We start from the raw sequence: 18,756 nt of genomic DNA on the forward strand, positions 1-18,756 counted from the left end.
CGGGACCGGACCGGGCCGGGCGTCAGACGCTCGGCGCGGACTCCGGGGCCTCGTCGGCCGGCTTCTGCGCGATGGTGCCCGTCTTGAGCGAGGCGACCATCTCGTCGAACTGCTCGCGGGCCCTGGCGGGCGGCGCAGGCGTCACGAGCGAGACGACGACCGCCACCAGCAGGTTGAGCACGAAGCCGGGGATGATCTCGTACAGGTGCTCCCCGCCGAACAGGTTCCAGGCGACGTCGGGCGCCTCGGCGCCGAGGCCGCCGCCCCACCAGAACGCCACGACCGCACCGACGATCATGCCGGCGAGGGCGCCGGGCATCGTCAGGCGTCGCCAGAACAGGCACAGCAGCACGAGGGGCCCGAAGGCGGCGCCGAAGCCGGCCCAGGCGAAGGACACGAGGTCCAGGATCGAGCTCGAGGGGTCCAGAGCGAGCAGCGCCGCGATCAGCGAGATCACGAGGACGCCGGCGCGTCCGCCCCAGAGCTTGGCCGCGGGGCCGATCGTGCGGTTGAACGCGCCCACGATGTCCTCGATGAGCGCGGAGCTCGTGACCACGAGCTGGCTCGACATCGTGGACATGATCGCCGCGAGCACCGCGGCCAGCAGGATGCCCGCGAGCAGCGGGTGGAACATGATCTGCGCGAGGTCGAGGAAGACCGACTCGCCGTTGGTCTTGTCGGTGAGCAGGGCGTCGCCGTTCTGCTGGAAGTACGCGAGCCCGGCGAGGGCGGTGAAGATCGCGCCGAGCACGCACAGGATCATCCAGCCCACGCCGAAGGTCGCGCCGTACTTCGCGTCGCGCGAGGAGCGCAGCGCCATGAAGCGCACGATGATGTGGGGCTGGCCGAAGTAGCCCAAGCCCCAGGCGAGCGAGGAGATCACGCCGACGGCGGTCGCGCCGCTGGTCATCGAGGCGAAGTCGGCGTTGACCTGACGCACGGAGTCGAACATCTCGACCGGGCCGCCCACGGAGAACATCGCGACGATCGGGACCACGATGAGCGAGATGAGCATGATGATGCCCTGGACGACGTCAGTGTAGGTCGCGCCGAGGAAGCCGCCGAACAGGGTGTACAGCACGGTGACGCCGGCGACCAGGAGCATTCCGACGAGGTACGGGCCGCCGAAGAAGGACTGGAAGAACACGCCGCCGGAGACCATGCCGGAGGAGACGTAGAAGGTGAAGAACACCAGGATCACGAGCCCGGCCACGATGCGCAGGGCGCGCGTGCGGTCGAACAGGCGGTTGCCGAAGAAGCTCGGGACCGTGAGGGAGTCGTCGGCGATCTGCGTGTACTGGCGCAGGCGCGGCGCGACGAGGATCCAGTTGAGGGCCGCACCGACGGTGAGGCCGACGGCGAGCCACGCCTCGACCAGACCGCTCATGTAGAGCGCGCCCGGCAGCCCCATGAGCAGCCATCCGGACATGTCGGAGGCGCCCGCGGACAGGGCCGCGGTGAAGGGGTGCAGCTGGCGACCGCCGAGGATGTACTCGTCGCCGCCCTTCGTCTTGCGGAAGGCGTAGAAGCCGATGCCGAGCATCGCGAGGAAGTAGATCGCGAGCGCGATCAGCTTGAACGTGAGGTCCATTGCCGTGCCGTTCTGGTCGGGGACAGGGACAGGAATGCCCTGCACGGTAGCGGCATAAGGAGGCGCGCGTCACCGCGGCTCCCCCGTTCTCCCCCGCTCCGGACGGCCCGGACGCCTGTGAGACGTCTCGCGATCACGCCCGGCTCCTCCTGGTCACAGCGGTGTGATCACGGAGTGAGCAGATCGACCTCGCTGTCTCCCCGCAGCACGGCGAGTCCCCGCCGTGCGCGTGACGCGCCCCACGGACCGAGCAGGTCCAGCTCATCCGCGTCCGCGAGCATCCAGTCGTCGAGCTCCGCGGCCTGCGGGACCACGTCGGCCTCGAGCCGCGCGGCCGGGACGACGCCCGCGTCGAACAGGAAGTGCGCGCCCATCGGCGCCCCGACACGTGCGCGCGAGGGCATCCAGTGCACGGCGAGCAGGCGGCCGATCGGCAGGTCCAGGCCGAGCTCCTCGCGCACCTCGCGATGGGCGCATGCGCGGGCGTCCTCCCCCGGGTCGACGCCCCCGCCGGGCAGCAGCCAGTGGTCGCGGTAGTTCGGCTTCTCGATGAGCACGCGGTCGTGCTCGTCGCGCAGGATCACCGCGCCCGACGTGATGACCTTCGGGAGCGAGTCGAAGTAGACGGCATCGGGGAGCAGCTCGTTCATGGCGCCATCCTCACAGACCCGAGCGGCCCGCGGACGCACCTGCCCGTCGTGCGCCGAGCGCCCCCACGAGCGTCGCGAGGCTGAGGGCGATGAGCACGAGCGCGGGGTGCCACCAGGCCTGGCCGGTGACGCCGCCCAGCGCGGCGGTGAGCAGGGGGACGAAGCCGCTGAGGGTCGCGGCGATAGCGTAGGCGAAGGACAGCGCCGAGTACCGGAAGCGCCCTTCGAACAGGTCGTTCATGAGTCCGCCGAGCGCCGCCCACGACATGGTGGGCAGGATACCGCCGATCACCATCATCGCGACGAGCACGCCGAAGGTCGCCGAGGGCAGCAGCGCGTACATCGGCAGGGCGATGAGAGCGGTGCCGAGAGCTCCGATGCCCACCACGCGGGCCGAGCCGATGCGCGTGGCGAGCAGGCCGAACAGCGGGATCGTCACCAGCTGCAGGAGCGAGCCGATGGTGGTGGCGGTGAGCAGCTGCAGGAAGGGATAGCCCAGCTGCTTCGCGCCGTAGTTCATGGTGTACGTGTTCATGAGGGAGTACGAGCCGATGCCCAGCAGCGCGGCCAGCACCGCGGTCCCCAGGGCGAGCGGCCGCGAGCGCAGCATGTCGAGCACGGGGATCCGGTCGCGCGAGCCGTCGGACCTCAGCCGGGTGAAGACGGGCGTCTCGTCGACGCGCATCCGCAGGTAGAGGGAGACCAGCAGCAGCGGGAACGCGAGCAGGAACGGCACCCGCCAGGCCCAGGCGGCGATCGCGGACTCAGGCACGGCGGCGATCAGCACGAGGTAGACGGCGGCCGAGAGGATCGAGCCGACGGGCGAGCCCAGCTGCGGGATCGCCGCGTACAGCGCGCGGCGCAGGGGCTTCGCGTGCTCGGCCGCCAGCAGCACCGAGCCGCCCCACTCCCCGCCCAGGGAGAGACCCTGGGCCAGGCGCAGCCCCACGAGGCCGATCGCGCCCAGCCAACCGGCCTGCGCATAGGACGGCAGCAGGCCGATGAGGCCGGTGGCGACGCCCATGATCCCGACGGTCCACAGCAGCGTCGCGCGCCGGCCGAGCCGGTCGCCCATGTGCCCGAACACGATCGCGCCGAGCGGCCGGATCACGAAGCTCACGGCGATCGTGCTGAAGGAGGCGAGGGTCGCCCCGGCCGGGCCGAGCGGCTCGAAGAACAGCGGGCCGACGAAGAATGCCGAGAAGTACGCGAACAGGTAGAAGTCGAACTGCTCGAGAGAGGTGCCGACGAGCGAGGCCCAGGTGACCCGGCGCGCCTCGCGGGGACCAGCGGGCCCGGTCGAGGAGGCGCCGACGGGGGACTGGGGCGCGGCGTCGGTCGTGGGGACGCCGACGGGCCGGGTGGGATCTGCGGGCATGGTGCTCCGTTCACGGGTCCCGTGCCGGGATCGAGCACAGGTCAGGTCACCCTAAGCTCGCGGGGCGCGCGGGTGGACGCCCGGGCGATGTGGGCCACAGGCCCCGGGCCGGCGGCTCCTCATCCCTGCGCACCCACGCACCCACGCACCCGAACCGTCGCTCCCCCACCCCCTCGCCCGGAATGACGATGGCCAGGTTCTCCGACTGGAATCGGACAATCCTGTCAGAGAACCTGACCATCGATCAGGCGCCGGGGCGCTGGGCTGCCGGGCGGGACGCCGGGGTCAGCTCTCCTCGAGGGACCCGTCGTAGGCACAGATCGCGTCGACCTTCGCGGCCGACGACGAGTTCGGGTCGAACTCCAGATCCAGCCACACATCGACCAGGGCCTTCGCGGACTCCAGCCCGATCACGCGCTCGCCCATGCACAGCACCTGTGCGTTGTTCGACAGGATCGAGCGCTGCACCGAGTAGAGGTCGTGCGCGGTCACCGCGCGGATGCCCTTGACCTTGTTCGCCGCGATCGCGACGCCCAGGCCGGTCCCGCACACCAGCAGCGCGCGGTCCGCGTCGCCCGCGGCGACGAGCTCGGCGGCCTCGACCGCGACGTTCGGGTAGTACGTGCCGTCCTCACGGCCGGTGACGCCCACGTCGGTCACGGAGTCCACGCGCTCATCGGCCTCGAGGACCTTCTTGAACTCTTCCTTGTATCCGAATCCGGCGTTGTCTCCGCCGACGACGATCCTCAGTGCCATGTTCTGCTCCTGTTCCTGCTCGTGATGCGGGGTATGGGGTTCGGGACGATTATCCGTGCGCCGCGGGGCGACGGGCCCGTGAGATCCGACGGACCGCCGGCCCGTCCGCCCGACGGCCCGGACCCGCCGTGCTCAGGCGAGCTGCTCGCCGAGGCGGGCGACGATCCTCGAGAACGAGACCGCGCCCGGGTCGGGGGTGCCCACGGACTTGTCGCCGAGCACGCGGGCGCGGCCCAGGTGGGCGGCGATGTCGCTGGTGCCCTCGGCGGCCTCGGACGCCGCCTCTGCCGCGGTGGAGATCGCGGCGCCTGCGGCCGCGAGGTCCGACGGGGTGCCCGCGGACTCGAGGGACTCCCGGAAGGGCACCATCGCGTCGACCATCGTCTTGTCGCCGACCTTCGCGCCGCCCAGGCGCTCGACGGCCTCGATGGCCTGCACGATCCCGGCCACGAGCTGCTCGGGGGTGACCGCGGTGTCGTCCGCGAGCGCGCTGCCGAGGCTCGTGAGCGCGGCTCCCCAGAGGGCGCCGGAGGTGCCGCCGGCCTCGGCGGACCAGGCGGAGCCGCCCTGGACGAGGACGGTGCGGGCGCCCGCTCCGCCGTCGGCCGCCTTCTCCGCGGCGGCACGGGCGGCACGCACGCCGAGCACCATGCCCTGTCCGTGGTCGCCGTCGCCGGCGACGGCGTCCATCTTCCCGAGCTCGGGCTCCCATTCCTCGAGCTTCTCCTGCAGGTCCGCGAGGATCTCGACGATCCGCGTCGCACTGCCGCGGGAGTCCTCGGACGCCTCGGGGATGGGGTCCTCGCCCGGGGTGTAGATCTCGCCGCGCTCCTCGCCGGCCGGCCCGTCGACGACCACTCCGCGGCGGAAGGCGGGGGTGTCGGCCGGGGCGAGCCAGAGCTCCTCGAGCTCTTCGTCCAGGCGCATGACGGTCAGGGACAGCCCTGCCATGTCGAGGCTGGTCACGTGCTCGCCCACCTCGGGGCGCACGATCGTCAGCCCCGCCTCGCCGAGCATCCGCGCCACGTGCGCGTAGACGACGAACAGCTCCTCGTACTTCACGGTGCCCAGGCCGTTGAGGACCACGGCGGCCCGCGTCGAGTCGAGCTCGGGGGTCTCGGCGAGGACGCCGTCGACCAGGCGCCGGGCGAGGTCCTCGGCGCTGGGCATGTCGACCTCGTCGATGCCGGGCTCGCCGTGGATGCCCAGGCCGATGGCCATCTTGCCCTCGGGCACGTGGAACAGGGCCTCGTCGGCCCCGGGGATCGTGCAGCCGTCGAAGGCGACGCCGAGGGAGCGCGTGGCGTCGTTCGCCTTCCAGGCGAGTCGCTCGGCCTCGGCGATGTCCGCGCCGGCCTGGATCGCGGCGCCGGCGACCTTGAAGACGACGAGGTCGCCGGCGATGCCGCGGCGGTCGCGGTGGTTCTCCTCGGAGTTCGAGGCGATGTCGTCGCTGACCTTGACGATGCGCACGTCCACGCCCTCGGCGCGCAGCTTCTCCGCGGCGACGCCGAAGTGCAGGACGTCGCCCGCGTAGTTGCCGAAGCCGAGGATCACGCCGCCGCCGTTCTCGGCGTTGCGCGCGACCGAGTACACCTGGTCGGAGGACGGCGAGGAGAAGATGTTGCCGCACGGGGCGCCGTGGGCGAAGCCCGGGCCGACCCAGCCCGCGAAGGCCGGGTAGTGGCCCGAGCCGCCGCCGACGACGAGCGCGACCTGGCCCTCGGGCGTCGCATCCCGGCGCACCACGCCGCCGTGGACCTGCGTGAGCTCCTCGGGATGGGCGGCGACGAGTCCCTCGACCGCGGCGGCCGGGAACTTCTTCGGATCATCGAACAGGTAGGTCATGAGGTGGTCTGCTCTCTGCGAGGGAGGAACGGATCAGGAGGTGTGCTCGGGGCCGACGGGCGCCGCCTCAGGCGGCGGTGTAGCCGCCGTCGACGCTGAGGATCGAGCCCGTGACGAAGGTGGATGCCTGCGAGGCGAGGAAGACCGCGGCGCCGGCGAGCTCATGGGGCTCGCCCGGCCGCTTCATCGGCGTCATGAGGTTCCACTGGTCGATCTGCGGACCGCCTTCCTCGTAGAACCCGCGGGTCAGCTCCGTGCGCATGTAGCCCGGCGCGATCGCGTTCACGCGCAGCCCGCGCTCGGCCCACTCGCAGGCCGCGGAGCGGGTGAGGTTGTGGACGGCTGCCTTCGAGGCGTTGTAGGAGGCCTGCTTCTGCGGGATGTTCGCGATGATGCCGCTCATGGAGCCGGTGTTGATGATGCTGCCGCTGCCCCGCTCGAGCATGTGGCGCGCCACGGACTGCATGACGTGGAAGACGGCGTCGAGGTTCAGCCCCATGACCGCGCGCCAGTTCTCCTCGGTGACCTCCTCGAGGGGCTGGTGGATCGTGCGCCCCGCATTGTTGAGCAGGGTGTCGATCTTCCCGAGGTCGGCGACGACCCGGTCCACGAGAGCGTCGACCTCGGCGGGGTCCATGACGTTGCAGTGGTAGTAGCGGACGGTGCGGCCGGTCGCCTCCGACAGCTCTGCGGCGGCCTTCTCACCGGTCGAGTCGTCGATGTCGGCGAGCGCGATGTCGCTGCCGTGATCGGCGAGGCCCTTCGCCATGGCGAGGCCCAGGCCCTTCGCGCCTCCGGTGACGAGTGCGACGGTGCCGCTGAGATCGAAGAGGTCTGTGCTGGTGGACATCGGGGTTCCTTCCGTGGGGTTCCGAGGACTGACGGTGCCGCGACCGGGGTCAGTCGTCCAGGACGGGGCCGTGCAGGCGCGGCTGGTGGACCTTGAGGAAGAAGGTCATGGTGAAGGCGCAGGCATACAGCAGCACGAACGCCCAGACCACGCCGACGTTGCCGCCCCACGGGTAGACGATCGCGACGACCGAGCTGCCGAGGAACGTCGCGCCGCCCGCGGCGGTCGTGTACATGGCCATCGCGGCGCCCTTCTCCTTGGGGGCGATGGCGGGCATGATCGCGCCGAGCGGGACGAAGCCGGCGAGCAGGATGCCGAAGACGGTGCCCGCGGCGACGGAGACCACGAAGCCCCAGTCGGACCCTGCCGGGACCATGTGCGGGACGTACCACCACAGCAACAGGCCGATCGCCGAGCCCACGATGCCGAACCAGCGCACCGTCTTCACCCAGCCGACCTTGTCGCCGAGGGCGCCGAAGGCCGCGTTGAACAGGATGTTCCCGGCGTAGACGACCGTGGTCATGATGAACCACTGCGACTGGCTCCAGCCCAGCCCGCCCTGGTCGGCCGTCCCGTAGATGACGTTGGGCAGGATGATGAACATGCCGAACTCGGGCGCGGTGTTGATCAGGCGCGTCAGGAAGCCCATCGCAATGCGGCCGTTGGTGAAGGTCAGGCGCAGGCCCGAGAGGATCACTCCGGCCGGAGACTCCCCCGCCGGCGCCAGGCGCCGCGAGCCGTGCTCCTCGTGGACGCCGAACCGGGCGACGAGGAAGCCGATCAGCACGATCACCGTCGAGGCGAGCATCGTCCACTTCTCGCCGAGGTAGTCACCGCCGAAGGCGGGGATCATGAAGAAGGCGACCAGCGAGCCCAGCGTGGGAAGTCCGCCGGTGAACATGACGTAGAACCAGCCCACCGCGGCGCCGTTGCGCTCCTTGTCCACGACGTGGTTGATCCACACCAGGAACGCGAAGGCGAACAGCGGGAAGCCGAATCCGCGGAGGAAGTAGCTGATCCCCACGAGCCACACGTTCTCGAGCTGCAGGGAGCCGAGGAACGCCATCTCGAAGACCACCCAGACGCCGAACCCGATCGCCATCACGCGGCGCGGGCCGATCAGATCCGCGAGCGCGCCGGCGAGATAGGAGCCGATGAGCACCGCAGCGCTGTAGCAGGCGATCACCCGCGCTGCGAGCGCTGTCGGATCGCTGCCGCCGAGAGCATGCGCGATGTGCGGGGAGACGAAGTTCGACTCGACGCCGTTGCCGGTCATAAAGATGAGCACGCCGAGGAAGCCCCAGCGCAGCGGGTGCGGGATCCCGAGCCGATCGAGGAAGGGCACGCGCTCGCCGCCGGTCACGGGGGGAGCTGCCGGGTCGGCTGCGCTCATGGGGACACTCCTTCGTGTGGGTCACAGGCTCGGCGGCGCGCACGAGGCGCTGCCGCCGTGACAGACACTAGGGACCGACCCGAACATACGTCAAGCACAAATGTTCGCGCCGCGCAGGGCTGAGCGGTCCGGGCGCCTTCGCGTGCGCCCGGACCGCTGGAGAGCCGCCTCCTCAGCCGCTGTAGGTGAAGGCCTCGGTCATCTTGTCGACATTGTCCTCCGTGATGAGGATGCAGTCGAAGGCCTGCTTCTCCTGCTCGGGCTCGGTGCCGTCGGCGACGAGCGCATGGGCCATCTCGACCGCCTTCGCGGCGAACTGGGCGACGGGCTGCAGCACCGTGTAGGCGAGCTCCCCGGCCTTGATCGAGTCCACCGCGTCGGGGGAGCCGTCGAAGCCGCCCACGACGATCCCGTCGAAGGCGTTCGCCTCCTTGAGCGCGGCGATCGCCCCGAGCGCCATCTCGTCGTTGCCCGAGATGATGCCGTCGATGTCCGGGTGCGCCTGCAGCAGGGACTGCGCCTTGTCGTGGCCCTTGGTGCGATCCCAGTCGGCGACCTCCTGGCCCACCTTCTTGAGGTCCGGGTACTGGCTGATCGTCGTCTCGTAGCCGTTGGAGCGGGTCTGGGCGTTGTTGTCCGAGGGCAGTCCGAACAGCTCGACGTACTTCCCCTTCTCCTTCATCCGCTTCACCCACTCCTGCGCGCCGATCGCGGCGCCCTGGGCGTTGTTGGAGACGAGCTGGGACTTCGCGACTCCGGCCTCGTTGACCTCGGCGTTCACGAGGAAGACGGGGATGCCGGCCTGGTTCGCCTTCTTGATCGTGCCGATCGAGCCGTCGGCGTTGGCGGGATCCAGGATCAGCGCCACGGACTTGTTCGAGATCGCCGTGTCCACGAGCGTGTTCTCGGTGTTGGTGTCACCCTTGTGGGCGCCGACGGTGGTCGTGTAGCCGAGCTCCTTCGCCTTCGCCGCCGCGACGTCGCCCTCGGTCTTCCAGTAGGGGTTCGAGGGGTCGTTGACGATGATCGTGATGAGCCCGCCGGCCTTGCCGCTGCCGCCGCTTCCGCCGTCCGAGCCGGAGGCGTCGTCCGAGCCGCTCGAGCAGGCGGCGAGTCCGGCCGTCGCGGCGCCGATGCCGAGAGCGGTCAGGAAGATCCTGCGTTCCATGGTGGGTGTCCTTTCCAGGGGCGCGCGTCCGACGCGGACATCGCGAGAGGGGATCCGGTCGCGGGTCACGACCGGTTGTCAGGGGTGTCGGGGGAATCGAGAGCAGCAGGGGAATCAGGAGCAGCGGGGGAATCCGGCGAGCCCGGGGCCGACGGCGATGCGTGCGCGGACGGCTCCGCCCCGTCGGCCTTCACCGCCCCGTCGGCCTTCGCCGTCCCCGGTGCCGCGCCGAAGCGCCGACCAGTCCGTCCCGGGCGCCCGTACTGCAGGGAGTTCAGCAGCACGGCGACCACGATGACGGCGCCCACGAAGACCGTCTGCCAGTAGGCGGAGACGCCGATGATGACGAGGCCGTCGGAGAGGAAGCCGATCACGAAGGCGCCCAGCAGGGTGCCGCGCACGGTGCCGCGGCCGCCGGAGAGGGCCGCGCCGCCGATGACGACGCCCGCGATCGCGGTGAGCTCGTACGTGTTGCCGGCCGTGGGGCTCGCGCTCGTCAGGGTCGAGGCGAGGATGAGGCCCGCGACCGCCGAGCACAGACCCGAGACCACGTACACCCACACGGTCACCGTGCGCACGGGGACGCCGGAGAGCTGGGCGGCGCGCTCGTTGCCGCCGGTCGCGTACAGCCAGCGGCCGAAGGTGGTGCGCCCCAGCACGAGGGCGATGACGGCGGCGACCACGACCATGATGAGCACGCCCACGGGGATGCCCAGCAGGCGGTTGAAGCCGAGCCATTCGAAGCCCGTGTTGCCCAGCGCCTCGTCGCCCGAAAGGTCGTTGACGGTGCGTCCGTTGGTCATCAGCAGCGCGGCGCCGCGCACGACGTAGAGCATGCCCAGGGTCGCGACGAACGGGGCGACCTTGAACTTCGCGACGAGCACCCCGTTGACCAGGCCGATGAGCGCGCCGAGGGCGACGGAGACCAGCACCGCGACGGGCACGCTCGGGTAGAGGGTGACGCCCAGGAAGTGCAGGGGCACGCCCTTGAGCAGGAAGCCCGCGATGACGGCGGTGCAGCCGAGCGTCGACCCCACGGAGAGGTCGATGCCTCCGGTGAGGACCACGAGCAGCATGCCCAGGCTCAGCAGTGCGTAGATCGCGACGTGCGAGGCCATGATCAGCACGTTGTCGACGGTCAAGTAGTTCGGGGAGAGCAGCGAGAACACCACGATGATGAGGGCGAGCGCGAGGAACGCACGTCCCTCGACGAGCAGCTTCGAGATGTCGAGGCCCCGTCGGGGTGCTGCCGTGGCGGTGGTGGAGGTCATGGGAGTCATCCGTTCGCGGAGATGAGGCGGGAGGCGGGCGGGAGCGGGTCAGAGGGCGACGGCCTCGCCGGAGGCGGCCATGACGTCGGACTTGTCGGCGGTGCCGGGCTCGAACTCGGCGGAGATGCGACCGCGCCGGAGCACGACGATGCGGTGGGCGATGCTGAAGCACTCCTCGACCTCGGAGGTCGTGAAGAGCACGGCGAGACCCTCGCGGGCCTTCTCGGCGAGCAGGGCGAAGACCTCGGCCTTCGCACCGATGTCGATGCCCCGGCTGGGCTCGTCCAGCAGCAGCACCTCGGGGTCGGTGGCGAGGATCTTCCCGATCACGACCTTCTGCTGGTTGCCGCCCGAGAGCGCGCCGATGGCCACGCGCGGACTCGAGGTCTTCACGGTGACCTCGCGGACCATGCGCTCGGCGAGCGCGCCCTCCTTCGAGCGGGAGAGCAGGCCGCGGCGCAGGAACTGGCGGATGCTCGCGAGGGTGAGGTTCTGGCCCACGTCCATGGTCTGCACGAGGCCCTCGCGCTGACGGTCCTCGGGCACCAGGCCGATGCCGCGGCCGATCCGCTCCCCGATCGTCTCCTGGCCCAGGGCGTGCCCCTCGTGGAGGATGCGGCCGCCCGCGACCTCGCCGCTGCCGGCGACGGCCTCGAGCACCTCGGTGCGTCCGGCGCCCATGAGCCCGTACAGGCACACGATCTCGCCGCGGCGCACGTCGAGCGAGAGGTCGTCGACGACGGCCCGCTCGGGGTTCTCGGGGTCGCGCACGGTGAGGTTCTCGATGCGCAGCACCGGTTCGCCCAGCTCGTAGCCCGTGGGCGGGGAGCCGAGGTCGAAGTGCTCGCCCACCATGTGCCGCACGATCCACGGCAGGTCGATGTCCGCGCGATCGCCCGCGGCGGTCATCGAGCCGTCCCGCAGCACCACGGCGCGGTCGGTGACCTGCAGCGCCTCCTCGAGGTGGTGGGAGATGTAGACGATCGAGACCCCGCGCGAGGTCAGCGACTCGATGATCTCGAAGAGGATCTCGACCTCGCGGGCGGCGAGCGCCGAGGTGGGCTCGTCCATGATGAGGATGCGGGCGTCGATCGAGAGGGCGCGCGCGATCTCGACGATCTGCTGCTGCCCCACCCGCAGGTCGCCGACCAGCGTGGACGGGTCCACGTCCACCCGCATCTCCTGCAGCAGCGCGGCGGTCTGCCGGCGCTCCTCGGCGAAGTCGACGCCGCGGGGCCCGGAGATCTCCCGGCCCAGGAAGATGTTGTCGCGGATCGAGAGGTTCGGGGCGAGGCTCAGCTCCTGGTGGATGATCGCGATGCCGTGCTCGCGGGCCTCGGTGGTGTCCGCGAAGGTCACGGGCTCCCCGTCGAGCAGGATCTGCCCGGAGGTGGGCTGCTCGACCCCGGAGAGGATCTTCATGAGCGTGGACTTGCCGGCGCCGTTCTCCCCGAACAGAGTGGTGACGCTCCCCCGCCGCACGGTGAAGTCGACGCCCTTGAGCGCGCGGGTGCCGCCGTAGGTCTTCACGACCTCGCGGGCCTCGAGGACCACGTCCCCGCGTCCCTCCCGCTCGTCGACCGCGCCGGCCGCGTCGGCGCTCATCACGAGACCTCCAGGTCCGAGGGCGTGACGAGCCAGCCCTGGGGGTTGATCGCGGTGAAGGCGCCGGTGACGGTGACGGTCTTCCCGTCGAGGTCGCCCGCGGGGTCGAGGACCTGCTTCTTCATCTCCTCGTTGAGCGCCGCGCCCGCGTCCTGGTACTCGATCTGGTTGGTGAACTGCCCGAAGCCCAGCGTCCCGGTCGCGTCCCGCAGATCGGTGCCGTTGATCGCGGGGCCCACCTGCATGCGCACCGAGACGTCCTTCGGCATGCCGTCGACGGCGACCTCGCAGATGCCGGATTCGCAGTCGTGGACCTTGCCGGTGAAGGTCGTCGCGTACACCGTGTTGCCGGCGGACTCGACGCCCTCCTTCTTCGCGGCCTCGGGATCCTTCTCGATGGACGCGGCGAGGTCGGGCGCGGCGACGGCCTTCTCGGCGATGCCCTTCTGGATGGTCGGGAATGTCTTGGGCCCGTAGGTGGCCTTGTCGAAGGCGGCGGGGCCGGAGGCGACCTCCTGGCCGTCGGGCACGACCTTGGTGCCGGCGACGACGAGGATCACCGCGAGCACGGCGATGATCACGCCGATCCAGCGGCCGAGGTGCCTCTTCTTCGGGAGGGTCGCGCGGCGTGCGGCAGGGCGCGCGGCGGGGGCGGTGCTCGTCATGGAGCAGCCTTCCTGTGCGGGCGTCCGGGGTCGGCGATGACCCGGGCGCAGGAGGAGAAAGGAGGAGCGAGCGGGATGCTCGGGCGCGGCTCGGCGGTGAGCCGCGGAGGTGCCGGCGCAGGGGCCGACGGTCGGGGCGGGGCGGGGGCCGACGCGGCCGGACGCGATCAGCGATGATCGCGTCCGGCGCCGCCGTCCGGGAGGGGGCGGGTCCGGCTCAGCGACCGGGGAGGATGGACACCTTCACCGAGGCGCCGGCGGAGTCGCCGACCTTGTCGAGGGCCTCCTGGAACTCGGCGAGCGGGTACTGGTGGGTGCAGATGTCGTCGAGCGGGAGCTCACCGGATTCGATCATCTTGATCGCGGCGGGCCAGCAGTGCGGGCCGAGGTGGGCGCCCAGGACGTCGAGCTCCTTGTCGTCGGAGATGATCGACCAGTCGACCGAGACGTTGTCCTTGAACACCGAGTACTCGACGTAGCGTCCGAGCTTGCGCAGCAGGGTGAGGCCCTGGCTGACGGCGCTCGGGTGGCCGGTGCACTCGATGTAGACGTCGGCCCCGTAGCCGCCGGTGAGGTTGCGGATCTCCTCGTAGACGTCGACCTTCAAGGGGTTCAGCGTGAGGTCGGCGCCGCACTTCTTGGCGAGCTCGAGCTTGTGGTCGTCGAAGTCGAGGGCGATGACCATCTTGGGGTTCTTGTGCACGGCGCCGATGATCGCGCCGAGGCCGATCGGGCCGCTGCCGGCCACGACGACCACGTCGTCGAAGGTCAGCTGCGCGCGCTCGACCGCGTGCAGGGAGCACGAGAGGGGCTCGGAGAACGCGGCGTGGTGCGGCGGGACGGACTTGTCGACCTTGTGGGCGCGGGCGAGCGGCGGCACGATCATGTACTCGGCCATCGCGCCGTCGTAGTGCTTGAAGCCGAACATGTCGTGCGGGCCGCACATCCAGTACCAGCCGCGCTGGCAGTACATGCACTCGCCGCAGGGCACGATCTGCTCGCAGGCGATGCGGTCGCCGACCTGCACGCCGTGCAGGGCGAGTGCCTCGTCGGAGCCGGCGACGACCTCGCCGACGAACTCGTGGCCCGGGGTGATGCCGGGCTGGACCCAGCGCTCGCGGTTCTCGTCGCCCCAGAACTTGGTGGCGCCGTGGTAGCACTTGAGGTCGCTCGCGCACACGCCCACGGCCTCGACCTTCATGAGCAGCTCGTCGGGGCCGGGCTCGGGGACGTCGAGGTCCTCCAGGCGGTAGTCCTCCGGCGCGTGCATGACGACGCCCTTCATGGTCTTCGGGAACTCGCTCATCACCGATCTTCTCCTTCGAAACGCCCGGTCAGCGTGATGTCGTGGCTCACACTAGGAGGCGCGAGCACAAACGTCAAACACATTTGTTCGCGACGTGTGTGCGGAGTCTGCCGCCCCCGGTCAGAGCGCCGCGGCCAGCACGGCCTCGGCGGTCGCGGCGTCGGTGACGAGGGTGGAGACGAGTCCCGCGCGGCTCGCAGCGAGGATCGACGGAGCCTTCTCCGCACCTGCGGCGACGGTCACCAGGTGCGGGATCCGGCGCAGCTCCTCGAGGCTCGGGCGCACCAGGCGATCGGCCCCGGGGAACCCGACCTCGCGGCCGGCGGAGTCCAGGAAGTGCAGGCAGATGTCGCCCTCGGCGCGCGCGAGCGACGAGTCGCCGCGCGGCACCACCGAGGTCAGGCTCGAGCGCGAGCGGTAGGGGGCTCCGACGCCGGTGACCGCGACCCGCGCCCGGTCCCAGAGGTCGGTGATCTCGCGGTAGCTCGGATCGGCCTGCAGCGAGTCCCACAGGCTCGCGCTGGGCAGAGCCGGGGCGAACATGAAGCGCGGCGTCGCGCCGGTGCGGTCGGCGAAGCGGCGCACGAGCTCGTTGGTCTGGAACCACGGGTCGCTCTCCTGCTGGCCGCCGACGGTCGGAGCGACGACCACGCCCGAGAGGTCCGGCAGGCCGGGAGAGTCGCAGACGGCGTGGACGGTCTTCCCCGAGGAGAGCAGCAGCGCCTCGCCGGAGCCGAGATCGAGGGCGCGCAGCTCCTCGCCGAGCAGCTCGCCGAGCCCCTTGAAGTCCCGTTCGTGCTGGTCACCCGGGGCCACCCGCACCTCGCGCACGCCGAGCAGATCCCGCACCTGGCCCGCGAGGGAGCGCACGTCGACCGCCGAGGGGTCGAGCACCTCGAACCGGACCATGCCGATGCGCCGCGCCTCGGTGAGCAGCTTGCTGACCGTGGGACGGGAGATGCCGAGCCGCTCGGCCACCTCGGCCTGACGCAGGTCGTCGAGGTAGTAGGCCGTCGCTGCGCGGTGCAGGAGGGGGAGATCCATGTCGGTCTCGAGCACCGTGACTCCTTCCGCACGCCGCAGTTCTCCGAGATTGTAGGGGCATGGCCCCCGTGGCAGGATGGAGCGTCGTGACGCGCGGGTCAACAGCGGGTGACGCGCAGGTGAACACGACCCGCACACCGCCCGCCCCGTCGCCAGAGCGAAGAAGCCGGAGGAACGCATGCCCCAGCCCCATCCCGAGCTCGTCCTCGGCTTCGACGTGGGCACCTCGGCGAGCAAGGGCGTGCTGGTCACGGCCGACGGCGAGGTCGTGCGGCGCGCGGTGCGCGAGCACACGGTCTCCCGCCCCCATCCCGGCCACGTCGAGATGGACGCCGAGGTCTGGTGGCGCGAGCTGGTCTCGATCACCGACGAGCTGCTCGCCCCGGGGGACGTCGAGGTCTCCGCGATCGGCGTCTCGGGCATGGGGCCCTCCGTGGTCCCGGCCGACGCGGTCGGCGAGGCCGTGCGGCCCGCGATCCTCTACGGCGTCGACTCGCGCGCGTCGGCCCAGATCCAGGAGCTCGAGGACGCGCTCGGCGCCGACGAGATCTTCGAGCGCTGCTCCCTCGCGCTGAGCTCGCAGGCCGCGGGCCCGAAGATCATGTGGGCGCTCGAGGAGCACGCGGACTCGGCCCGTCGCACGCGGCGCTTCTTCATGCCCTCCTCGTTCCTCGTCCACCGCCTGACCGGCGAGTACGTGCTGGATCATCCGAGCGCGAGCCAGACCGCGCCCTTCTACGACCCGCGGACCCGCGCCTGGGACGCGGACCTGAGCGAGCGCTTCCTGCCGGGCGTCGAGATGCCCGCGCTGCGCATGCCCGCCGAGCAGGCGGGAGCCGTCACCGAGGACGCCTCGCACCGGCTCACCGGCATCCGCCCGGGCACCCCGGTCGTCACCGGGACGATCGACGCCTGGGCCGAGGCGGTGAGCGTGGGCGCCGACTCCCCGGGCGACCTCATGGTCATGTACGGCACCACCATGTTCCTCATCGCGACCACGAGCGAGCCCTGCCGCAGCCGCACCCTGTGGGCCTCGGCCGGGCTCACGCGGGAGGACACGCACGCACTCACCGGGGGCACCTCGACCTCGGGGGCGATCACCTCGTGGGTGCGGGACCTGACCGGCGACGCCGACCACGCGACCCTCATCGCGGAGGCCGAGCGCAGCGGCCCCGGGGCCCGCGGGCTGCTCATGCTCCCCTACTTCGCGGGCGAGCGCTCGCCGATCATGGACCCCGGCGCGCGCGGCGTGATCGCGGGCCTCACCCTCTCCCACACCCGCGGCGACCTCTACCGGGCAGCCCTCGAGGCCGCGGCCTTCAGCGTGCGCCACCACCTCGAGGAGATGGCCGCGGCGGGCGTGCGCCCCCGGCGCGTGGTCGCCGTGGGCGGCGGCACGCAGGGCGGGCTGTGGCCGCAGATCGTCTCCGACGTCACCGGCGTCGCCCAGGAGATCCCGCGGCACACGGTGGGTGCGGCCTACGGGGTCGCCCGGATGGCGGCGCGCCTGAGCGGGCTCTCCGCCGCCGAGGGCTGGAACCCGTGCGACCACGTGGTGCGCCCGGACCCCGCGGCCGACGGCGCCTACGACGACCTCTACGCCTCCTTCCGCGCGCTCTACCCGGCGACGCAGGGCATCGTCCACGACCTCGCGCGGCGCGCGGCGGACTGACCTGCGTCGATCACTCCGGGCCCCGGCGGGTTCCGGAGAATACTTCCGCGCGGACGACGCGGAGTGGAAGACTCCTCTGCACCCGACGAAGGAGTCACGCATGTCATCCCCCTCCCCCATCGGCCGCCGGACCGCGCTCGCAGCGCTGACCGCGAGCGTGCTCGCCGCCCCCGTCGCCGCCCAGGCGGCGCCCGACGCCGACTCCCCCGACCACGAGAGGCTGCGCGGCCGCGGAGGCCGGCACGGGCATGATCACGGCCATGGTCACGACCACGGCGGCGGCCACGGGACCCGGCCCGTCGGCCCCCTCTCCCCTCCCGACGGTCCCTTCACCCCGGACTGCCCGCGCGGCGTCTCCTGCGACGTGCGCCCGGCGGCCTACGAGTCCACGGGCGAGGACCCGCAGGACTACGCGAACTTTACGCTGGGCGGGCGCACCGCCCGGGACATCACGAGCATCGTCGTCCACGACACCGAGGAGACCTACGAGGGCACGGTCCGGATCTTCCAGGATCCGGCGAGCCAGACCTCGATCCACTACGTGATCAGGGAGGACGGCCACATCACGCAGATGGTGCGCGTCCAGGACATGGCCTGGCACGCCGGGAACTGGACCTTCAACCAGTCCTCGATCGGCATCGAGATCATCGGCTACGCGGAGAAGGCGGAGTCCTTCACGGCCGCCCAGTACGAGGCGACCGGGAAGCTCATCGCCCACCTGTGCCACCGCTACGACATCCCCCGCGACCGCGAGCACGTGGTCGCGCACGAGGACATCCCGGGGTCCTCGGCCGCGAGCCAGGCCGCGATGCACTGGGACCCCGGCGCCTACTTCGACTGGGCGGCGCTCCTGCAGGGCGCGGGGATCCGCGTGCCGCGGGCGACGACGGGTCGGCTGCGCGAGGTCGCGACCATCGCCCCCTCGCTGCGCTCGAACACCCTCGCCCTCACGAGCTGCACCGAGGACGGCGGCGCCCTCCCCGCGCACGGCGCCTCCGCGGTGCCCGTGCGCACGGCGCCGCGCGATGACGCTCCCCTGCTCGTCGACCCGGCCCTCGCGGCCGACGACACCCCGAACGGCGGCAGCGACCGCATCTGCGACTGGGGCGCGCAGCTCGCGCACGGCCAGTCCTTCGCGATCGCGCAGCAGCAGCGCGACTGGGTGGGGCTGTGGATCGGCGGCGAGATCGGCTGGGTGCGCCGCACCGACGCGGGCGGTCGGGCCACGATCGCCCAGGGCCCGCGTCGGGCCCGGCGGGTGGCGCCCCGCGGCTCCGCCCCGGTCCGGCCGACGGGCTCCGCCTACCCGGCGCAGTCCACCTTCGAGGAGGCGGGACTGGAGCCCTCGAGCACCGATCCCCTGCCCTACGAGCTCGCTCCCGGCCAGTCGTACGTGGTCGAGGACGAGGTGCGCGGCAGCTACTACTGGGCGCCCGACGTCGACGGCACGGGCGGGATGTGGGTCGGTGACGACACCCGCTGGCTGCGCGTGAGCATCAACCACCGCTTCGGCTTCGTCCGGGAGAGCGAGGTCCGGGACGTGTGACGCGGACGGGGCG

At 71.4% G+C, this 18,756-nt stretch carries 15 protein-coding genes; 2 read left to right on the top strand and 13 right to left on the bottom strand.

Features of this window, described 5'->3' with window-relative positions; translation table 11 throughout:
• Nucleotides 1–22: 22 nt before the first annotated feature.
• The 13 genes from putP to Bra3105_RS09135 form a co-directional block, all read right to left on the bottom strand.
• Complete coding sequence (putP, locus tag Bra3105_RS09075; protein WP_228359625.1) at nt 23–1,591, bottom strand: sodium/proline symporter PutP; 1,569 nt, start codon at nt 1,589–1,591, stop codon at nt 23–25.
• A 167-nt stretch (nt 1,592–1,758) separates the two neighbouring features.
• On the bottom strand, nt 1,759–2,241 hold the full coding sequence (locus tag Bra3105_RS09080) for an NUDIX domain-containing protein (RefSeq protein ID WP_228359545.1): 483 nt from the start codon (nt 2,239–2,241) through the stop codon (nt 1,759–1,761).
• Nucleotides 2,242–2,251: 10 nt separating this feature from the next.
• Nucleotides 2,252–3,619, bottom strand: coding sequence for an MFS transporter (locus Bra3105_RS09085; protein WP_228359546.1), 1,368 nt, complete (start codon nt 3,617–3,619; stop codon nt 2,252–2,254).
• Between the two features lie 285 nt (nt 3,620–3,904).
• On the bottom strand, nt 3,905–4,375 hold the full coding sequence (locus tag Bra3105_RS09090) for a ribose-5-phosphate isomerase (protein ID WP_228359547.1): 471 nt from the start codon (nt 4,373–4,375) through the stop codon (nt 3,905–3,907).
• 132 nt (nt 4,376–4,507) lie between these two features.
• A complete protein-coding gene (locus Bra3105_RS09095) occupies nt 4,508–6,223 on the bottom strand; it encodes a dihydroxyacetone kinase family protein (protein WP_228359548.1) in 1,716 nt (571 codons plus the stop codon).
• A gap of 67 nt (nt 6,224–6,290) precedes the next feature.
• Nucleotides 6,291–7,073: a glucose 1-dehydrogenase gene (locus tag Bra3105_RS09100; RefSeq protein ID WP_228359549.1), complete on the bottom strand. Its 783-nt coding sequence runs from the start codon at nt 7,071–7,073 to the stop codon at nt 6,291–6,293.
• 49 nt (nt 7,074–7,122) lie between these two features.
• Nucleotides 7,123–8,466 (bottom strand): RbtT/DalT/CsbX family MFS transporter, encoded by a 1,344-nt coding sequence (locus Bra3105_RS09105; protein ID WP_228359550.1) that lies wholly within the window; start codon nt 8,464–8,466, stop codon nt 7,123–7,125.
• 172 nt (nt 8,467–8,638) lie between these two features.
• Nucleotides 8,639–9,634 (bottom strand): D-ribose ABC transporter substrate-binding protein, encoded by a 996-nt coding sequence (locus tag Bra3105_RS09110; RefSeq protein ID WP_200503303.1) that lies wholly within the window; start codon nt 9,632–9,634, stop codon nt 8,639–8,641.
• Nucleotides 9,635–9,699: 65 nt separating this feature from the next.
• Complete coding sequence (locus Bra3105_RS09115; protein ID WP_228359551.1) at nt 9,700–10,905, bottom strand: ABC transporter permease; 1,206 nt, start codon at nt 10,903–10,905, stop codon at nt 9,700–9,702.
• 48 nt (nt 10,906–10,953) lie between these two features.
• Entirely contained in the window at nt 10,954–12,510 is a 1,557-nt protein-coding gene (locus Bra3105_RS09120) for a sugar ABC transporter ATP-binding protein (protein ID WP_228359552.1), read from the bottom strand.
• Nucleotides 12,510–13,175, bottom strand: coding sequence for a DUF2291 domain-containing protein (locus Bra3105_RS09125; protein WP_200503306.1), 666 nt, complete (start codon nt 13,173–13,175; stop codon nt 12,510–12,512). Before Bra3105_RS09125 ends, Bra3105_RS09120 begins: the two co-directional genes overlap by 1 nt.
• 217 nt (nt 13,176–13,392) lie before the next feature.
• On the bottom strand, nt 13,393–14,481 hold the full coding sequence (locus Bra3105_RS09130; RefSeq protein ID WP_323188857.1) for a zinc-binding dehydrogenase: 1,089 nt from the start codon (nt 14,479–14,481) through the stop codon (nt 13,393–13,395).
• A 120-nt stretch (nt 14,482–14,601) separates the two neighbouring features.
• Complete coding sequence (locus Bra3105_RS09135; RefSeq protein WP_228359554.1) at nt 14,602–15,540, bottom strand: sugar-binding transcriptional regulator; 939 nt, start codon at nt 15,538–15,540, stop codon at nt 14,602–14,604.
• Nucleotides 15,541–15,703: 163 nt separating this feature from the next.
• Between Bra3105_RS09135 and Bra3105_RS09140 the strand changes: the two genes are divergently transcribed.
• The gene (locus tag Bra3105_RS09140) at nt 15,704–17,197 is read left to right on the top strand and encodes an FGGY-family carbohydrate kinase (protein WP_228359555.1); all 1,494 of its coding nucleotides are present in this window, start codon (nt 15,704–15,706) and stop codon (nt 17,195–17,197) included.
• Between the two features lie 100 nt (nt 17,198–17,297).
• Entirely contained in the window at nt 17,298–18,743 is a 1,446-nt protein-coding gene (locus Bra3105_RS09145; protein WP_228359556.1) for an N-acetylmuramoyl-L-alanine amidase, read from the top strand.
• The last annotated feature ends 13 nt before the right edge of the window (nt 18,744–18,756 follow it).

The sequence above is a fragment of the Brachybacterium halotolerans subsp. kimchii genome, from assembly GCF_020792675.1.
Lineage (GTDB): Bacteria > Actinomycetota > Actinomycetes > Actinomycetales > Dermabacteraceae > Brachybacterium > Brachybacterium halotolerans.